Source organism: Pseudomonas sp. Pseusp3 (assembly GCF_047304225.1).
Taxonomy (GTDB): domain Bacteria; phylum Pseudomonadota; class Gammaproteobacteria; order Pseudomonadales; family Pseudomonadaceae; genus Aquipseudomonas; species Aquipseudomonas fluorescens_CD.
This window is the reverse complement of the sequence record NZ_JBGLYV010000006.1, coordinates 39,126-57,451: the sequence shown is the minus strand read 5'-3', so window position 1 is coordinate 57,451 and position 18,326 is coordinate 39,126. Positions and strand designations below refer to the sequence as shown.

14 protein-coding genes are annotated in these 18,326 nt (G+C 60.1%); 7 read left to right on the top strand and 7 right to left on the bottom strand.

The genetic code is table 11. From position 1 onward, the window contains the following. Nucleotides 1–113: 113 nt before the first annotated feature. On the top strand, nucleotides 114–932 hold the full coding sequence (locus ACCD00_RS03760) for a pyruvate, water dikinase regulatory protein (RefSeq protein ID WP_008048584.1): 819 nt from the start codon (nucleotides 114–116) through the stop codon (nucleotides 930–932). A gap of 126 nt (nucleotides 933–1,058) precedes the next feature. Here the strand turns inward: ACCD00_RS03760 and prpD are convergent, their stop codons facing one another. The 6 genes from prpD to ACCD00_RS03730 form a co-directional block, all read right to left on the bottom strand. Next, nucleotides 1,059–2,543: a 2-methylcitrate dehydratase gene (gene prpD, locus ACCD00_RS03755; RefSeq protein WP_413422018.1), complete on the bottom strand. Its 1,485-nt coding sequence runs from the start codon at nucleotides 2,541–2,543 to the stop codon at nucleotides 1,059–1,061. 124 nt (nucleotides 2,544–2,667) lie between these two features. After that, on the bottom strand, nucleotides 2,668–3,858 hold the full coding sequence (gene prpF, locus ACCD00_RS03750) for a 2-methylaconitate cis-trans isomerase PrpF (RefSeq protein WP_413422016.1): 1,191 nt from the start codon (nucleotides 3,856–3,858) through the stop codon (nucleotides 2,668–2,670). A 66-nt stretch (nucleotides 3,859–3,924) separates the two neighbouring features. After that, nucleotides 3,925–6,519 (bottom strand): Fe/S-dependent 2-methylisocitrate dehydratase AcnD, encoded by a 2,595-nt coding sequence (acnD, locus tag ACCD00_RS03745; protein ID WP_413422014.1) that lies wholly within the window; start codon nucleotides 6,517–6,519, stop codon nucleotides 3,925–3,927. Between the two features lie 204 nt (nucleotides 6,520–6,723). Next, a complete protein-coding gene (gene prpC, locus ACCD00_RS03740) occupies nucleotides 6,724–7,851 on the bottom strand; it encodes a 2-methylcitrate synthase (RefSeq protein ID WP_413422012.1) in 1,128 nt (375 codons plus the stop codon). A 161-nt stretch (nucleotides 7,852–8,012) separates the two neighbouring features. Beyond that, a complete protein-coding gene (gene prpB / locus ACCD00_RS03735) occupies nucleotides 8,013–8,903 on the bottom strand; it encodes a methylisocitrate lyase (RefSeq protein WP_008061726.1) in 891 nt (296 codons plus the stop codon). Next, nucleotides 8,900–9,619, bottom strand: coding sequence for a GntR family transcriptional regulator (locus ACCD00_RS03730; protein WP_008017617.1), 720 nt, complete (start codon nucleotides 9,617–9,619; stop codon nucleotides 8,900–8,902). Before ACCD00_RS03730 ends, prpB begins: the two co-directional genes overlap by 4 nt. A 296-nt stretch (nucleotides 9,620–9,915) precedes the next feature. Between ACCD00_RS03730 and ACCD00_RS03725 the strand changes: the two genes are divergently transcribed. From ACCD00_RS03725 to pabB, 4 genes are all read left to right on the top strand, one after another. Continuing rightward, nucleotides 9,916–10,452 (top strand): ATP-dependent zinc protease, encoded by a 537-nt coding sequence (locus tag ACCD00_RS03725; protein WP_413422009.1) that lies wholly within the window; start codon nucleotides 9,916–9,918, stop codon nucleotides 10,450–10,452. 5 nt (nucleotides 10,453–10,457) lie between these two features. After that, on the top strand, nucleotides 10,458–11,993 hold the full coding sequence (locus tag ACCD00_RS03720) for an inactive transglutaminase family protein (RefSeq protein WP_413422007.1): 1,536 nt from the start codon (nucleotides 10,458–10,460) through the stop codon (nucleotides 11,991–11,993). Then, the gene (locus ACCD00_RS03715) at nucleotides 11,993–12,979 is read left to right on the top strand and encodes an alpha-L-glutamate ligase-like protein (protein ID WP_413422005.1); all 987 of its coding nucleotides are present in this window, start codon (nucleotides 11,993–11,995) and stop codon (nucleotides 12,977–12,979) included. The genes ACCD00_RS03720 and ACCD00_RS03715 overlap by 1 nt, the downstream gene beginning before the upstream one ends. Before the next feature lie 219 nt (nucleotides 12,980–13,198). Beyond that, entirely contained in the window at nucleotides 13,199–14,542 is a 1,344-nt protein-coding gene (pabB, locus tag ACCD00_RS03710) for an aminodeoxychorismate synthase component I (RefSeq protein ID WP_413422003.1), read from the top strand. A gap of 123 nt (nucleotides 14,543–14,665) precedes the next feature. Here pabB and thrH read toward each other — a convergent pair whose 3' ends face one another. After that, entirely contained in the window at nucleotides 14,666–15,283 is a 618-nt protein-coding gene (gene thrH / locus ACCD00_RS03705) for a bifunctional phosphoserine phosphatase/homoserine phosphotransferase ThrH (protein ID WP_413422001.1), read from the bottom strand. Between the two features lie 173 nt (nucleotides 15,284–15,456). Between thrH and ACCD00_RS03700 the strand changes: the two genes are divergently transcribed. Together ACCD00_RS03700 and ACCD00_RS03695 are read left to right on the top strand one after the other, a co-directional pair. After that, on the top strand, nucleotides 15,457–16,197 hold the full coding sequence (locus tag ACCD00_RS03700) for a phosphoadenylyl-sulfate reductase (protein WP_007971943.1): 741 nt from the start codon (nucleotides 15,457–15,459) through the stop codon (nucleotides 16,195–16,197). Between the two features lie 581 nt (nucleotides 16,198–16,778). Beyond that, nucleotides 16,779–18,320, top strand: coding sequence for an NCS1 family nucleobase:cation symporter-1 (locus ACCD00_RS03695; RefSeq protein ID WP_413421999.1), 1,542 nt, complete (start codon nucleotides 16,779–16,781; stop codon nucleotides 18,318–18,320). Nucleotides 18,321–18,326: the final 6 nt, after the last annotated feature.

The following is an 18,326-nucleotide window of genomic DNA, read 5'->3' as shown; positions in this document are numbered from 1 at the left end:
GCCAGCTATATGGCCTGGACCTGGAAAATAAGTGAGAATGCGGGCCATTGGCGGCCGGCAAATCGCGCCTATCATATCCAAGATTCGTCACTAGCTTAAGGCCCAAGGTGCAAATGAAACGATCTGCTTTCTTTATCTCCGATGGTACCGGCATTACCGCCGAAACCCTGGGTCAAAGCCTTCTGGCGCAGTTCGAAAACATTACCTTCAGCAAAGTCACGCGGCCGTATATCGACAACGTGGACAAAGCGCGGGCCATGGTACAACAAATCAACAAGGCCGCCGAAACCGACGGCTTCCGTCCGATCATCTTCGACACAATTGTCAATCAGGACATTCGTGAGATTCTCGCAACCTCGAATGGTTTCATGATCGACATCTTCTCGACGTTCCTGGCACCGCTTGAACAGGAACTGACCGAGCATTCTTCCTATACCGTGGGCAAGTCCCACTCCATCGGCGCCAACACCAATTACATGGAGCGTATCGAGGCCGTAAACTTCGCCCTCGACAACGACGACGGCGCACGCACGCACTATTACGACAAGGCCGACCTGATACTAGTGGGCGTGTCGCGATGTGGTAAGACGCCGACGTGCCTGTATATGGCGATGCAATTCGGTATTCGCGCAGCCAACTACCCGCTGACCGAAGACGACATGGAACGCCTGCAACTGCCGTCCGCCCTGCGCGCCCACCAGCACAAGCTGTTCGGCCTGACCATCGACCCGGACCGCCTCACCGCGATTCGCAACGAACGCAAACCCAACAGCCGCTATTCGAGCTACGCCCAGTGCGAGTTCGAGGTGCGCGAGGTCGAGAACCTGTTCCGCCGCGAAAACATCCCGAACATCAACTCCACGCATTTTTCCGTGGAAGAAATCTCCGCGAAGATTCTCGTGGAGAAAGGCGTCGAGCGGCGGTTCAAATAGATTTGTAGCGCCTGATCTGCCGCCTTCGCGAGCAAGCCCGCTCCCACATTTGACCGAGTTTACCCAGGAGGAATGCGATCAAATGTGGGAGCGGGCTTGCTCGCGAATGAACGATAACGCGGTCTCCTAGATCACAAACAAATCAACAAACCGGTTCACCGGCGTTGCCTCAAGCCGCGCCTGGTCCTTGCACAACGCAAAAATCTCTTCGCTACGCTGACGGGTGAATCGTGTCAGCAGGTTCGCCCTGAACTTTTCCTCCAACAACGGAATGCCCTCGGCACGGCGTCGACGATGGCCAATCGGGTACTCCACCACCACGTTCTCGGTGCTGGACCCGTCCTTGAAAAACACCTGCAGCGCATTGGCAATCGAGCGTTTATCCGCCTCCAGGTATTCGCGGGTGTAACGCGGTTCCTCGACGATAACCATCTTGTCGCGCAGCACATCGATGAGCGGATGCGCCCTGTGGAAATCGTCTTCGTAGTGCTCGGCCACCAGATTGCCGAAGGCCAGCGGCACGGCAGTCATGTACTGGATGCAATGGTCTCGGTCGGCGGCATTGGCCAGCGGCCCGACCTTGGAAATGATGCGGATCGCCGACTCGTGGGTGGTGATGACGATCCGGTCGATTTCATGCAGGCGATTACGCACTTGCGGATGTAGCGTCACTGCCGCTTCGCAGGCCGTTTGCGCGTGGAACTCGGCGGGAAAACTGATCTTGAACAGCACGTTTTCCATCACGTAGGTACCGTACGGTCGCGACAAACTGAATGCACGCTTGTCTGCTGGCTTGAGTGCCAGATCGTTATTCGTATGGCTGAACAGCACGTCGTAGAAGCCCCACTGCCTGGCCGTCAGCACACCGGGAATGCCCATTTCGCCACGCATCGCAATGTCCGCCAGGCGCACGCCACGACTGGATGCATCCCCCGCCGCCCAGGACTTGCGCGAGCCGGCATTCGGTGCATGCCGGTATGTGCGCAGGGCCTGACCGTCCGCGAAGGCGTGGGACAACGCCGACAACAACTGCTCGCGATTGGCGCCCATCAGCTTGGCCGTGACCGCGGTCGAGGCGACCTTCACCAGAATCACGTGATCGAGGCCGACACGGTTGAACGAGTTTTCCAGGGCGATCACGCCTTGAATCTCGTGGGCCATGATCATCGCCTCAAGTACCGTACGCACAGTCAGCGGCGCCTCGCCATTGGCCAGGCGCTTTTGCGACAGGTGATCGGTCACCGCAAGAATGCCGCCGAGGTTATCCGACGGATGCCCCCACTCGGCGGCGAGCCAGGTGTCGTTGTAGTCGAGCCAGCGCACGATGCAACCGATATCCCAAGCCGCCTTGACCGGATCCAGCCGAAAAGACGTACCGGGAACCCGAGCACCGAACGGCACCACGGTACCTTCGACCACGGGCCCCAGGTGCTTGGTGCATTCGGGGAAACGCAGGGCCAGCAGGCCGCAACCCAAGGTATCGATCAGGCAGTTACGGGCGGTGTCCAGCGCCTCTTCGGACTCGATCTTGAAATTGAGGACGTAATCGGCAATGTCCTGCAGGACCTTGTCGTAGTCGGGGCGGTTGTTCAGGTCGACGTTGGCACTCATGTTCGATTCACTCTTGCAGGAGCGAGCTCGCTCGCGAAAAACTCAAGACCGCTGCTGGTTATCTGGTTTACGCGTTATCGCTCACGACCATCGCGGGCAAGCCAGCTCCTACAGAGGGTATGGGTCAGAACGAATCCCCGGGCACTCGCACAAACCCTTCCATCAACACCCGCGCACTGCGACTCATGATCGCCTTGTTCACGGTCCATTCGCCGTTGACCTGGCTGGCCTCGGCGCCGACGCGCAAGGTGCCGGACGGGTGACCGAAGCGCACCGCGTTGCGCTCGACACCGCCCGCAGCGAGGTTCACCAATGTGCCGGAAATCGCGGCGGCCGTTCCGATCGCCACGGCCGCCGTCCCCATCATCGCGTGGTGCAACTTGCCCATGGACAGTGCACGCACCAGCAGGTCGACATCCCCTGCGGCAATCGCCTTGCCGCTGGACGCCACGTAGTCCGCCGGTTTGGCCACGAAGGCCACTTTCGGGGTGTGTTGGCGTTTGGCGGCTTCGTCGATGTTCGAAATCAGCCCCATGCGCAACGCACCGTAAGCACGGATGGTTTCGAACATCAGCAAGGCTTTCGGGTCGCCATTGATTGCGCCCTGCAACTCGGTGCCTTTGTAGCCGATGTCTTCGGCATTGATAAAAATTGTCGGGATACCGGCGTTAATCATGGTCGCCTTGAAGGTACCGACGCCGGGCACTTCCAGATCATCCACAAGGTTGCCGGTAGGAAACATCGAACCGCCACCGCCCTCTTCGTCCGCCGCCGGATCGAGGAACTCGATCTGCACTTCGGCCGCCGGGAAGGTCACGCCATCGAGCTCGAAATCGCCGGTTTCCTGCACTTCACCGTTGGTGATCGGAACGTGGGCAATGATGGTCTTGCCAATGTTGGCCTGCCACACGCGAACCACCGCCACACCGTTGTGCGGGATGCGGCTGGCGTCCACCAGGCCATTGCTGACGGCGAACGAACCGACGGCCGCCGACAGGTTGCCGCAGTTGCCGCTCCAGTCGACGAAAGGCTTGTCGATGGACACCTGACCGAACAGGTAGTCGACATCGTGATCGGCCTTGATGCTTTTCGACAGGATCACGGTCTTGCTGGTGCTGGAGGTCGCGCCGCCCATGCCGTCGATTTGCTTGTCGTACGGGTCGGGGCTGCCGATCACGCGCAACAGCAAGGCATCGCGAGCAGGGCCGGGAACCTGTGCCGATTCAGGCAAATCCTTGAGGCTGAAAAACACGCCCTTGCTGGTGCCGCCACGCATGTAGGTAGCAGGAATCTTGATTTGCGGTGCATGAGCCATAGTGCTCGTTACTCCTGATCTGAAAGCAGACACGGGACTCAAAGCCCCGTGTCTGCAATGCGTGTATTAAACGGCAACCGCCGATTCTTCGAGGAAGTCCTGAGCAAAGCGTTGCAACACGCCGCCCGCTTCGTAGATCGACACTTCTTCAGCGGTGTCGAGGCGGCAGGTCACCGGCACCTCGACGCGCTCGCCGTTCTTGCGATGGATCACCAGCGTCAGCTCGGCGCGCGGCGTGCGATCGCCGATCACGTCGTAGGTTTCGCTGCCATCGATGGCCAGGGTATGGCGGTTGGTACCCGGTTTGAATTCCAGCGGCAACACACCCATGCCCACCAGGTTGGTGCGGTGAATGCGCTCGAAACCTTCGGCGGCGATCGCTTCCACACCCGCCAGGCGCACGCCCTTGGCGGCCCAGTCGCGGGACGAACCCTGACCGTAGTCGGCGCCGGCGATGATGATCAGCGGCTGCTTGCGATCCATGTAGGTTTCGATGGCTTCCCACATGCGCATCACTTTGCCTTCCGGCTCGACACGGGCCAGCGAACCCTGCTTGACCTTGCCGTTTTCCTGAACCATTTCGTTGAACAGTTTCGGGTTGGCGAAGGTCGCGCGCTGCGCGGTCAGGTGGTCACCACGGTGAGTCGCGTAAGAGTTGAAGTCCTCTTCCGGCAGGCCCATTTTCGCCAGGTATTCGCCGGCGGCGCTGTCCAGCATGATGGCGTTGGACGGCGACAGGTGATCGGTGGTGATGTTGTCCGGCAGTACCGCCAGCGGGCGCATGCCCTTGAGCGGACGCGCGCCGGCCAGCGCGCCTTCCCAGTACGGCGGACGGCGGATGTAGGTGCTCATCTCGCGCCACTCGTACAACGGCGCGACTTTCGGGCCGGTGTCTTCGTGGATGGCGAACATCGGGATGTAGACCTGACGGAACTGCTCGGGTTTTACCGAGGCTTTCACGACTGCGTCGATTTCTTCGTCGCTTGGCCAGATGTCCTTGAGACGGATTTCCTTGCCGTCGACCACGCCCAGTACATCCTTCTCGATGTCGAAACGGATGGTGCCGGCGATGGCGTAAGCGACCACCAATGGCGGCGACGCGAGGAACGCTTGCTTGGCGTACGGGTGAATCCGGCCGTCGAAGTTACGGTTGCCGGACAACACCGCAGTGGCGTACAGGTCGCGGTCGATGATCTCTTGCTGGATCACCGGGTCCAGTGCGCCGGACATGCCGTTGCAGGTGGTGCAGGCGAAAGCCACGACGCCGAAACCGAGCTGCTCGAGCTCATCGGTCAGGCCGGCTTCATCGAGGTACAGCGCCACGGTTTTCGAGCCCGGTGCCAGGGACGACTTGACCCAAGGCTTGCGGGTCAACCCGAGCTTGTTGGCATTGCGCGCCAGCAGGCCGGCGGCGATCACGTTGCGCGGGTTGCTGGTGTTGGTGCAACTGGTGATGGCGGCGATGATCACCGCGCCGTCCGGCATTTGGCCCGGTACGTCTTCCCACTTTCCGGAGATGCCTTTCGCCGCCAGATCCGAAACCGCCACACGGGCGTGCGGGTTGCTCGGGCCAGCCATGTTGCGCACTACCGAGGACAGATCGAAGGTCAGGCCGCGCTCGTACTGTGCGCCCTTGAGGCTGTCTGCCCAGAGGCCCGTGGTCTTGGCGTAGTTCTCGACCAACTGCACCTGCTCGTCTTCACGACCGGTGAGCTTGAGGTAGTCGATGGTCTGCTGGTCGATGTAGAACATCGCCGCGGTGGCGCCGTATTCCGGGGCCATGTTGGAGATGGTTGCACGGTCGCCGAGGGTCAGCGCGGAGGCGCCTTCGCCGAAGAACTCCAGCCAGGCACCGACCACTTTCTGCTTGCGCAGGAACTCGGTCAACGCCAGCACCATGTCGGTGGCGGTGATGCCCGGCTGCAGCTTGCCGGTCAGTTCGACGCCAACGCTTTCCGGCAGACGCATCCAGGAGGCGCGGCCGAGCATCACGCTTTCGGCTTCCAGGCCACCGACACCGATGGCAATCACGCCCAGTGCATCGACGTGCGGGGTGTGGCTGTCGGTGCCGACGCAAGTGTCGGGGAAGGCCACGCCATCACGCACCTGAATCACCGGAGACATTTTCTCCAGGTTGATCTGGTGCATGATGCCGTTGCCTGGCGGGATCACGTCAACGTTCTTGAACGCCTTTTTGGTCCAGTTGATGAAGTGGAAGCGGTCTTCGTTGCGACGGTCTTCGATGGCGCGGTTCTTCTCGAACGCCTCGGGATCGAAACCGCCACGCTCGACGGCCAGGGAGTGGTCGACGATCAACTGCGTCGGCACCACCGGGTTGACTTGCGCCGGGTCGCCGCCTTGCAGGGCGATGGCGTCACGCAGGCCGGCGAGGTCGACCAGCGCGGTTTGGCCGAGAATGTCGTGGCACACCACGCGGGCCGGGAACCACGGGAAGTCGAGGTCGCGCTTGCGCTCGATGAATTGCTTGAGGGATTCGGTGAGCGTGGCCGGGTCGCAGCGACGCACAAGGTTTTCCGCCAGCACACGGGAGGTGTACGGCAGGGTGTCATAGGCGCCAGGCTGGATCGCCTCGACCGCTGCGCGGACATCGAAGTAATCCAGGTGGCTGCCGGGCAGCGGTTTACGGAATTGTGTGTTCATCGTCAGGACTCGGTCACGGTAGTTACAAAAGGCGGGGCCAGACACCGGTACTGAAGTGAACTCGGTCAAATGTGGGAGCGGGCTTGCTCGCGAAAGCGGTGTATCAATCAACATCAATGCTGGATGTCAGTCCGTCTTCGCGAGCAAGCCCGCTCCCACACTGGTTTCGGTTCATTCAGTGACCAGCGCTGTAGCCTCCACCATTCAGCGTTGTTCGATTGGTACGAACTTGCGCTGTTCAACGCCAACGTACTCGGCGCTTGGACGGATGATGCGGTTGTTGGCGCGCTGTTCGTACACGTGGGCGGCCCAGCCGGTCAGGCGCGAGCAGACGAAAATCGGTGTGAACAACTTGGTCGGGATGCCCATGAAGTGGTACGCCGAGGCATGGTAGAAGTCGGCGTTCGGGAACAGTTTCTTCTGCTCCCACATGGTCTTGTCGATGGCTTCGGACACCGGGAACAACACCTTGTCACCCACTTCGTCAGCGAGCTTCTTCGACCAGCCCTTGATCACCTCGTTGCGCGGATCGTTGTCTTTATAGATCGCGTGGCCGAAGCCCATGATCTTGTCCTTGCGCTCCAGCATGCCGAGGGTCCCTTTGATCGCGTCTTCCGGCGACGAGAAACGCTCGATCATTTCCATCGCCGCTTCGTTGGCACCGCCGTGCAGCGGGCCGCGCAGCGAGCCGATGGCTGCGGTGATGCACGAAAACAGGTCGGACAGGGTCGATGCGCAAACGCGCGCGGTGAAGGTCGACGCGTTGAACTCGTGCTCCGCGTAGAGGATCAGCGAAACGTTCATCACCTTGACGTGCAGCTCGCTCGGTTTCTTGCCGTGCAGCAGGTGCAGGAAGTGGCCGCCGATGGACGGCTCGTCGCTCACGCAATCGATGCGCTTGCCTTCGTGGCTGAAGCGATACCAGTAAGTCATGATCGCCGGAAAGGCGGCCAGCAGACGGTCGGTCTTGTCATGCTGCTCGGAGAAATCCGCCTCGGGTTCCAGGTTGCCCAGGAACGAGCAGCCAGTACGCATCACGTCCATCGGGTGGGCGTCGGCGGGGATGCGTTCCAGCACTTCTTTCAGTGCTTGCGGCAGGTCACGCAGCTTGCCCAGCTTGGCGATGTAGGCGCTAAGTTGCGCTTTGCTCGGCAACTCGCCGTACAGCAGCAGGTAGGCAACTTCTTCGAACTGCGCGTCAGCCGCCAGTTCACGAACGTCATAACCACGATAAGTCAGACCGGCACCCGACTGGCCCACGGTGGACAGTGCGGTTTGCCCGGCTACCTGGCCACGGAGCCCGGCGCCACTGAGTACTTTTGCTTCGGCCATTGCTGTCTCCAATTCTTGAATTTTTTAGGGAAACCAATCTTTCATCTGTAGGAGCGAGCTTGCTCGCGATGGACGTCAATGATGACGCGGGAAAACTGATACCCCGCGGTGTATGGCCCACCATCGCGAGCGAGCTCGCTCCTACAGGTACACGGTGTTCATTATTTCTTTGCGGCAAACAACGCATCGAGCTTCTGCTCGAAGGTGTGGTAGTCGATGCGATCGTAAAGCTCCATGCGCGTCTGCATGGTGTCGATGACGTTCTGTTGCGTGCCATCGCGGCGGATCGCGGTGTAGACGTTTTCTGCAGCCTTGTTCATGGCGCGGAACGCCGACAGCGGGTACAGCACCAGCGATACATCGGCAGCGGCCAGCTGTTCGGTGGTGTACAGCGGCGTCGCACCGAACTCGGTGATGTTGGCCAGGATCGGCGCTTTCACACGGCTGGCGAACAGCTTGTACATTTCAAGTTCAGTGATGGCTTCCGGGAACACCATGTCGGCGCCGGCTTCGATGCACGCGGCGGCGCGATCCAGGGCAGACTCCAGGCCTTCCACCGCCAGGGCGTCGGTACGGGCCATGATCACGAAGCTGTCATCGGTACGCGCATCGACGGCCGCCTTGATGCGGTCGACCATTTCCTGCTGGGTCACGATTTCTTTATTGGGACGGTGACCGCAGCGCTTGGCGCCGACCTGGTCTTCGATGTGAATCGCCGCGGCACCGAACTTGATCATCGATTTGACAGTGCGAGCGACGTTGAACGCCGAGGAACCGAAACCGGTGTCCACGTCCACCAGCAATGGCAGATCGCATACATCGGTGATACGGCGCACGTCGGTCAGCACGTCATCCAGACCGGTGATGCCCAGGTCTGGCACGCCGAGGGAGCCGGCAGCCACCCCGCCACCCGACAGGTAGATCGCCTTGAAACCGGCGCGCTTGGCCAGCAGCGCGTGGTTGGCGTTGATCGCGCCGACCACTTGCAGTGGATGTTCACTGGCGACCGCATCGCGGAAACGCTGGCCTGGTGTGCTCTTGTTCAAACTCATGACTCACCTCGTTTGGCTGTCGGGTTAACGCCGTCCTGGTAGTGACGGGCGATATTGCGTTTGGAGGCGCCGATGTGACGGCGCATCAACAACTCGGCCAGCTCACCGTCACGGTCGGCGATGGCATCGAGAATGCGGTGGTGCTCGGCGAACGCCTGGTGCGGGCGATTGGGCGTGGTGGAAAACTGGATGCGGTACATGCGCACCAGCTGATAGAGCTCGCCGCAGAGCATTTGGGTCAGCGTGCGGTTGCCGCTGCCCTGGATGATTCGGTAATGGAAGTCGAAATCGCCTTCCTGCTGGTAATAGCCCCTGCCTGCCTGAAACGCTTCATCGCGCTCATGGGTTTCCAGGACCCGACGCAATTCGTCGATTTCCTCGACACTCATGCGCTCGGCGGCGAGGCGACAGGCCATGCCTTCCAGGGATTCACGGATTTCATAAAGCTCAAGCAGCTCGGCGTGATTGAGCGACACCACCCGCGCGCCGACATGCGGTACGCGAACCAGCAGGCGCTGGCCTTCCAGACGGTGGATGGCCTCGCGCAGCGGGCCACGGCTGATGCCGTAGGTGCGCGCCAGCTCCGGTTCGGAGATTTTGCTGCCCGGCGCGATCTCGCCTTTGACGATAGCCGCCTGAATGCGACGAAAGACGTTCTCGGACAGGGTCTCCGTATCGTCCTGCGCTAAAACCGGGGGATCGAGTTGATCCAGCATATTGTCGACACCTTGTGAGCCAATGCCGCAAAAACTAACGAATACAGGCGACACAGTCAAAGGATAAATCGATATTGTCGACAATCTTCTGATAACCGGTTGCACCATAACGAAGCAACCTGACGGTGCATAGCCACCCGCCAGCGCTGGCGCCAGCAAACCACCGTGCTAGAATGCCGCCGCATTTGTTTGTCACATCTGCACTGTCTGTCATAAAACCCTGATAGGCATACGAGGGAGCTTGCGCAGCGATGCCAGGGCCTTGAATCAAGTCGGACCGCTGCGCACCAGGATTTATGAGACTCAAGCCCTTCCCTGCCTTCCTTTATTTACTTTGCCTGCCCGGCTACGCAATGGCTGGGGAAAAGACCGTGTATGGCCTCAATGAGTACGCATCGCTCAATGGCATTGATCTGGAAGTGGCGGCCAAACTCGACACAGGGGCGAAAACCGCATCCCTGAGTGCACGGGATATCAAGCGTTTCAAACGCAACGGCGAGTCGTGGGTGCGCTTTTATCTGGCCATCGACGCCGCCCATTCGCACCCGATCGAACGCCCGCTGGCCCGTGTCAGCAAGATCAAGCGCCGGGCCGGCGACTACGACCCGGAGGAAGGCAAGAAATACACCGCCCGTCCGGTGATCGAACTGGATATCTGCATGGGCTCGGCCCTGCGCAGCATCGAAGTGAACCTGACCGACCGCAGTGCCTTCCAATACCCGCTACTGATTGGCTCCGAAGCGCTCAAGCGCTTCGATGCACTGGTTGACCCCAGCCTTAAATATGCTGCCGGCAAACCCGCCTGCACCACCGACGCTTATACCGCCGAGTAATTCAAATGCGCTCTCTTACCCTTCATCTGAAACTGCTGATCGCCATCCTGGTGGTGCTGGGCATTTCAGTTACGGCCTACCAGATCTTCGTGCTGGGCATTCCGGTAACCGAAGACGCCACCGACGACTTGTGGAACATCGACGCCAAGGTCGAGTTCGTCGCCAGTGCCAAGGACCCGGTCAAGATCCAGATGTTCGTGCCACCACTGAGCCGCGACTTCGTCAGCCTCAACGAGAGCTTCATCTCCAATAACTATGGCGTGGCGGTGAACCGGGTCGACGGCAATCGCAAGGTCACGTGGTCGGCACGCCGGGCCAAAGGCAATCAGACGCTGTATTACCGCCTGGTGCTGACCAAGCGTTATTCCGGTGAGAAAGCCAAGATCAAAGGTCCGACCTTTCGCGACAGCATGACCATCGAAGGCCCGGAGAAAATCGCTGCCGAAGCCCTGCTCGCACCGATTCGCCAGCACTCGGCCGACGTCGAAACCTTCGTCGGCGAAGCCATCAAGCGGGTCAACAACCTCAACGACGACAACGTGAAACTGTTGCTGGCCGGTGATCCATCCACCGCGCACAAGGCAAAAATCGTCGAGTTGCTGCTGTCCATCGCCCATGTGCCGATCGAGAAGGTCCACACCATTCGCCTGGTGGCCGACCAGCCGCAACTGCCGGAACTGTGGCTGCGCAGCTTCAATGGCACCGACTGGCTGTACTTCAACCCGGAAACCGGTGAACAGGGCCTGCCGTCCGACCGCCTGCTGTGGTGGACCGGCGACGAAAACCTGATCACCGTCGACGGCGGCAAGAAAGCCAACGTGACCTTCAGCCTGAACAACAGCGAAATGAACGCCATTCGCCTGGCCAAGCTGACCGACGAAAACACCGACGCCAACTTCCTCGAGTACTCGTTGTACGGCCTGCCGCTGCAAACCCAGCAGACTTTCATGATCATGGTCATGATCCCGATCGGCGTGCTGGTGATCCTGATCCTGCGCAATCTGGTCGGCATCCAGACCCTGGGCACCTTCACTCCGGTGCTGATCGCCCTGGCCTTCCGCGAAACCCAGCTCGGCTTCGGTATCATGCTGTTTACCATCATCACGGCGCTGGGCCTGTCGCTACGCTCCTATCTCGAACACCTGAAGCTGCAAATGCTGCCGAGGCTGTCGGTGGTGCTGACGTTCGTGGTGGTGTTGATTGCGGCGATCAGCCTGTTCAGCCATAAACTCGGCCTGGAGCGCGGCTTGTCGGTGGCGCTGTTCCCGATGGTGATCCTGACCATGACCATCGAACGCCTGTCGATCACCTGGGAAGAACGTGGCGGCGGCCATGCCATGAAAGTGGCCATTGGCACACTGTTCGCCGCGTCCCTGGCACACCTGATCATGACCGTGCCGGAACTGGTGTACTTCGTGTTCACCTTCCCGGCGATCCTGCTGATCCTGGTGGGCTTCATGCTGGCTATGGGCCGTTATCGCGGTTATCGCCTGACCGAACTGGTGCGTTTCAAGGCCTTCCTGAAAAAGGCTGACGCCTGATGTTCGGTTTCTGGAAAACCTGGAAGGCCCTGGAAGCCCGGGGCATCATGGGAATCAATCGGCGCAACGCAGACTACGTGCTCAAGTACAACAAGCGCAGCCTGTACCCGATCGTCGATGACAAGATCATCACCAAGGAGCGCGCCATTGCCGCCGGCATTCACGTGCCGGAACTCTACGGGGTGATTTCCACCGAGAAGGAAATCGACAATCTCGAAGAGATCGTCGACGGACGCAGTGACTTCGTGATCAAACCGGCCCAGGGCGCTGGCGGTGATGGCATCCTGGTCATCGCCGACCGCTTTGAGGGGCGTTATCGCACGGTGTCCGGCCGGATCATCAGCCATGAAGAAATCGAGCACCAGATTTCCAGCATCCTCACCGGCCTGTACTCCCTGGGCGGTCACCGTGACCGGGCGCTGATTGAATACCGCGTGATTCCGGACCAGATCTTCAAGAGCATCAGTTACGAAGGCGTGCCGGACATCCGCATCATTGTGTTGATGGGCTACCCGGTGATGGCCATGCTGCGTCTGCCGACGCGTCAGTCCAACGGCAAGGCCAACCTGCACCAGGGCGCCATCGGCGTCGGTGTGGACCTGGCCACCGGCCTGACCCTGCGCGGCACCTGGCTGAACAACATCATCAACAAACACCCGGACACCACGAATGCCGTGGATGGCGTGCAACTGCCCTACTGGGACGGTTTCATGAAGCTTGCCGCTGGCTGTCATGAGTTGTGCGGGCTGGGCTACATCGGTGTCGACATGGTCCTGGACCAGGAAAAAGGCCCGCTGATTCTGGAGCTCAACGCCCGGCCGGGGCTGAATATCCAGATTGCCAATGACTGCGGGTTGACGTCGCGCACTCATGCGGTGGAAGCACGACTGGAAGACCTGAAGGCTCGTGGCGTGACCGAAACGGTCGCAGAGCGCGTGGCGTTCGTGCAGGAAATGTTTGGGCATATTCCTGCGGTCGTGGGCTGATCCCCTTCTCCTGCTCGCGATGAACTGACGCCCATCTCTTGTAGGAGCGAGCTTGCTCGCGATGAACCTGAAAACCCTGCGGGGTATCAGGCTTACCGCGTTATCGTTGACGACCATCGCGAGCGAGCTCGCTCCTACAGTATTCAATCCCCCTCTAGGAGCAATTCTCCGAGGGGACTACAATCGCCACCCCGCCTCGATGGCTGATCTCCCCCGCCCATGCTGACCTGTTCCGTACACCCGCTGCCCTATCGCGCCAACCCCGCCCAATACTTCGCGGCGATTCGCCATGCGCCCGGTGCCGTGCTGCTCGACAGTGGCCGCCCCGGCGCCGACCGCGGTCGCTATGACCTGCTCAGTGCCTGGCCGCTGGAACAGCTGACGGTATCGCCCGACGAAAGTGGCGACGCTTTCCTGCAACGCCTGCGCGAAAACCTGACACACCTGGGCGAGGCTACTTTGCCGACACCTTATGAGTTGCCGTTTGCCGGTGGATTGATCGGTTACCTGAGTTACGACTTCGGCCGGCATCTGGAGCGCCTGCCGAGCCAGGCGCGGGACGACCTGCAACTGCCTGACGCGCGTTTCGGCCTGTACGGCTGGGCATTGATCAGCGATCACCTTTCGCTGACCAGCCAACTGGTGTTCCACCCGACTCTGCCCGACAGCGAACGTCAGCGCCTGATCGACCTGTTCAGCCAGCCTGCAGCGGAAGTGCTTGCTCCATTCAAACTGCTCACCCCGATGACTGCCGACTTGAGCGCTGACGAGTATCAACAGGCAATCGAGCGCATCCAGCAATACATTCAGGCCGGCGACTGTTATCAGGTCAACTTCGCCCAGCGTTTCCGCGCGCCCTGCCAGGGTGATCCGTGGGCCGCTTACTGTGCACTGCGCGCAGCGTGCCCGACGCCTTTTTCCGGTTTCCAGAGCTTGCCCGACGGCGATGCCGTACTCAGCCTGTCACCGGAACGCTTCGTCAAAGTCAGCCAGAGCCATGTGGAAACCCGCCCGATCAAGGGTACTCGACCTCGGGGCCTGACGCCTGAGCAAGACGCGGCGAACGCCGCCGAACTGCTGGCCAGCCCCAAGGACCGCGCGGAAAACCTGATGATCGTCGACCTGCTGCGCAATGACCTCGGCCGGACCTGCCGCACCGGTTCGGTACGGGTGCCGGAACTGTTCAGCCTGGAAAGTTACCCGAACGTGCATCACCTGGTGAGCAGTGTCACCGGTGAACTGGCGGATGACCGCGACGCTCTGGATCTGATCGCCGGCAGTTTCCCCGGCGGCTCGATCACCGGCGCACCAAAGATTCGCGCCATGCAGATCATCGATGAGCTGGAGCCAACCCGGCGCGGACTGTATTGCGGTTCGTTGCTTTACCTGGACGTGCGCGGCGAGATGGACAGCTCCATCGCCATCCGCAGCTTGCTGGTCAAGGACGGGCAGGTGTGTTGCTGGGGCGGCGGCGGGATTGTCGCGGACTCGGAGTGGCAGGCTGAGTACCAGGAGTCGATCACCAAGGTGAAGGTGCTGCTCGATACGCTGCAAAACCTCTGATCACACCCATCCCTGTAGGAGCGAGCTTGCTCGCGATGGTCGTTAACGATAACGCTGGAAACCTGACACCCCGCGGCGCTCGCAGGTTCATCGCGAGCAAGCTCGCTCCTACAGGGAATGTGATTACAAACTCAGGGCCCGGTTCGAAGCCTTGATGAACTCCTGCTTCAGCTCTGCAAAACTGTGCACTGCCGGGAACTGCGGGAATTCCGCAATCACGTTGTCCGGCGCATGGAACAGGATCCCGGCATCGGCCTCGCCCAGCATCGTGGTGTCGTTGTAGGAATCCCCCGCAGCGATCACCCGGTAGTAGAGGCTCTTGAAGGCCAGGACCGACTGACGCTTGGGATCTTTCTGACGCAGTTGATAGCCAGTGACTCGCCCACTGTCGTCAGTAATCAGACGATGGCAGAGCAAGGTCGGGAAGCCCAGTTGGCGCATCAGCGGCTGGGAGAACTCGTAGAAGGTGTCTGACAGGATCACCACCTGGAACCGCTCGCGCAGCCAGTCGACGAACTCGATGGCGCCGTCCAGCGGCTTGAGCGTGGCGATCACTTCCTGAATGTCGGCGAGCTTCAGGCCGTGCTCGTCGAGAATCCGCAGGCGCTGCTTCATCAGCACGTCGTAGTCGGGAATGTCCCGGGTGGTGGCCCTGAGGGACTCGATACCGGTTTTTTCGGCGAAGGCGATCCAGATTTCCGGGACCAGCACACCTTCAAGATCCAGACAGGCAATTTCCACAAGACACTCCCATTTGTATTGATTATTGAGTCGAGCGAGCAAAAAGACTGCCGAACTCTAGCGACTCGGGCCTGCCTGCGCAACGCAGAGGATGCCCCGGCCCGTGCGGCTTTTTGTTACCATCAACCCCATATAGAGCGCCCAGCGCCACCGACCTGTAGGAAGCCGCCCTGATGAGCCCAACGTTCGACGTCGTGGAACTCGCCACGACCTATGCCAACAAATCCGCCCAGGACATCCTGAAACTCGCGTTTGCCGAGTTCGGCGATGACCTGTGGATATCTTTCAGCGGCGCCGAGGATGTGGTGCTGGTGGACATGGCCTGGAAGCTGAACAAGAACGTCAAGGTGTTCAGCCTCGACACCGGCCGCTTGCACCCCGAGACCTACCGCTTCATCGATCAGGTGCGCGAGCACTACAAGATCGACATCGAGCTGGTGTCGCCGGACTACACGAAACTCGAACCTTTCGTGAAGGAAAAAGGCCTGTTCAGCTTCTACAAGGACGGCCATGGCGAATGCTGCGGCATCCGCAAGATCGAACCGTTGCGCCGCAAGCTGTCTGGCGTGAAAGCCTGGGCCACCGGCCAGCGTCGGGACCAGAGCCCCGGCACCCGCAGCGCCGTCGCGGTGATGGAGATCGACACCGCGTTCTCCACGCCTGAACGCACCCTGTACAAGTTCAACCCGCTGGCGCAAATGACCAGCGAAGAGATCTGGGGCTACATCCGCATGCTGGAACTGCCTTACAACAGCCTGCACGAGCGCGGCTTCATCAGCATCGGCTGCGAACCCTGCACCCGTCCGGTACTGCCTAACCAGCATGAGCGCGAAGGCCGCTGGTGGTGGGAAGAAGCGACGCAGAAGGAATGCGGGTTGCATGCGGGGAATATCATCAGCAAGTCCAAAGCCTGATCCCGAGCCATGTGATACCCCTCTGTAGGAGCGAGCTTGCTCGCGATGGACGTCAACGATAACGCGTGCTGCCTGAGTGCCCGCGTTATCCAGAGTTTTTCGCGAGCATGCTCGCTCCTACAGGGTTTTCGTAATACCCGTAAATGTGTACACAAGAATGTCACCGTCGGTGCCATTTATGTGTGCACTTTTTGTTTCTGCGCCCCCAAAAGTTACATCCCACCGCCTGATGTGCGCCACCACGCCCTCCTGAGTCCCTTTCTTAAAATAAATACCTGTTCAATCGGTCAATTTAAATTATTTATTTTTCAGTAAATTGGCGATAAGCCATAACAAAACGAAATGAGCAGCACGTTTCATAGAACTCCCGACTGGCACAGTTCTGGCTTAAGTGCATACATGTTTTGTATACAATCAACTCAAAACATACACACACTTTAGATCCGCAAGCCTGAAGCGCCCTATCCCGTACAGGCTGCAGATGCCCCGTAACCAATGATTTTCGCCACCCGCGACGAAGATTTGTCGAGCCAACGCTCATGCACAGTCATCGCGATGTCGAGCATCAGGAGCCTGCCGGAATGCGTACTAGTCTCTCCAATAACAACATCGCGCTGGATCTACCCTCCTCCCATTCCACCCACATCGCCGACAATCAGGCGCATCACAGCCCTGTCGTGCTCAGCCCCCGACTGCACAACAAAGACCTGGCGCCGACCAAGGCCGAAGGCCGGCGCTGGGGCCGCTACAGCATCTTTGCCCTGTGGACCAATGACGTTCACAACATTGCCAACTACTCCTTCGCCATCGGTCTGTATGCCCTGGGCCTGGGTGGCTGGCAGATCCTGCTGTCCCTGGGGATCGGTGCGGCGCTGGTTTACTTCTTCATGAACCTGTCCGGCTACATGGGGCAAAAGACCGGGGTGCCGTTTCCGGTCATCAGCCGAATCAGTTTCGGCATTCATGGGGCGCAGATTCCTGCGTTGATCCGCGCCGTGATAGCCATCGCCTGGTTCGGTATCCAGACGTACCTGGCGTCCGTCGTCTTTCGCGTGTTGTTGACAGCGGTCCATCCCGGGTTCGCCGACTACGACCACAATTCGATCCTGGGCCTGTCGACCCTGGGCTGGGTGTGTTTTGTCGCGATCTGGTTCGTGCAACTGGCGATCCTTGCCTATGGCATGGAGATGGTGCGGCGCTACGAGGCGTTTGCCGGCCCGGTGATTCTGCTGACCGTCGCCGCCCTCGCCGCGTGGATGTACACCCAGGCCGACGCGACCATTGCCTGGTCGATCCGAGAGCCGCTGACGGGCGGTGAGATGTGGCGCAACATCTTTGCCGGTGGCGCGCTGTGGCTGGCGATCTACGGTACGTTGATCCTCAACTTCTGCGATTTCGCCCGCTCTTCGCCGTGCCGCAAGACCATCAAGGTCGGCAACTTCTGGGGCCTGCCGGTGAATATCCTGGTGTTCGCCGCCATCACCGTCCTGCTGTGCGGTGCGCAGTTCCAGATCAATGGCCGGATCATCGAAAGCCCGACCGAAATCATCGCCTCGATCCCCAACACCTTCTTCCTGGTGCTCGGCTGCCTGGCGTTCCTGATCGTCACCGTGGCGGTGAACATCATGGCCAACTTCGTCGCCCCAGCGTTCGTCCTCAGCAACCTGGCCCCGAAATACCTGACCTTCCGCCGCGCCGGGCTGATCAGCGCGACCATCGCCGTGCTGATCCTGCCGTGGAACCTCTACAACAGCCCGCTGGTAATCGTGTACTTCCTGTCCGGCCTCGGCGCCCTGCTCGGTCCGTTGTACGGCGTGATCATGGTCGACTACTGGCAGGTACGAAAAGGCCGGATCAACGTGCCGCAGTTGTACAGCGAAGACCCTGACGGCGCGTATTACTACAGCCGCGGTGTCAATTTGCGCGCGGTGGCGGCGTTCATTCCTGCAGCCTTGATCGCCATCGTCCTGGCATTGGTACCGGGCTTCCACAGCGTGTCGCCGTTCTCCTGGCTGATCGGTGCCGGGATCGCCGGAATGCTCTACCTGATCATCGCCAAACGCCAACCGCACTATGCCGATGTCAGTGGCGAATCAATCGCAGTCGAAAACGCCAGCCATTAATCCTGT

Coding starts and splice junctions, on each gene's coding strand:
- ACCD00_RS03760 (WP_008048584.1), top strand. CDS start 114: ATGAAACGATCTGCTTTCTTTATCTCCGATGGTACCGGCATTACCGCC.
- prpD (WP_413422018.1), bottom strand. CDS start 2,543: ATGAGTGCCAACGTCGACCTGAACAACCGCCCCGACTACGACAAGGTC.
- prpF (WP_413422016.1), bottom strand. CDS start 3,858: ATGGCTCATGCACCGCAAATCAAGATTCCTGCTACCTACATGCGTGGC.
- acnD (WP_413422014.1), bottom strand. CDS start 6,519: ATGAACACACAATTCCGTAAACCGCTGCCCGGCAGCCACCTGGATTAC.
- prpC (WP_413422012.1), bottom strand. CDS start 7,851: ATGGCCGAAGCAAAAGTACTCAGTGGCGCCGGGCTCCGTGGCCAGGTA.
- prpB (WP_008061726.1), bottom strand. CDS start 8,903: ATGAGTTTGAACAAGAGCACACCAGGCCAGCGTTTCCGCGATGCGGTC.
- ACCD00_RS03730 (WP_008017617.1), bottom strand. CDS start 9,619: ATGCTGGATCAACTCGATCCCCCGGTTTTAGCGCAGGACGATACGGAG.
- ACCD00_RS03725 (WP_413422009.1), top strand. CDS start 9,916: ATGAGACTCAAGCCCTTCCCTGCCTTCCTTTATTTACTTTGCCTGCCC.
- ACCD00_RS03720 (WP_413422007.1), top strand. CDS start 10,458: ATGCGCTCTCTTACCCTTCATCTGAAACTGCTGATCGCCATCCTGGTG.
- ACCD00_RS03715 (WP_413422005.1), top strand. CDS start 11,993: ATGTTCGGTTTCTGGAAAACCTGGAAGGCCCTGGAAGCCCGGGGCATC.
- pabB (WP_413422003.1), top strand. CDS start 13,199: ATGCTGACCTGTTCCGTACACCCGCTGCCCTATCGCGCCAACCCCGCC.
- ACCD00_RS03700 (WP_007971943.1), top strand. CDS start 15,457: ATGAGCCCAACGTTCGACGTCGTGGAACTCGCCACGACCTATGCCAAC.
- ACCD00_RS03695 (WP_413421999.1), top strand. CDS start 16,779: ATGCGTACTAGTCTCTCCAATAACAACATCGCGCTGGATCTACCCTCC.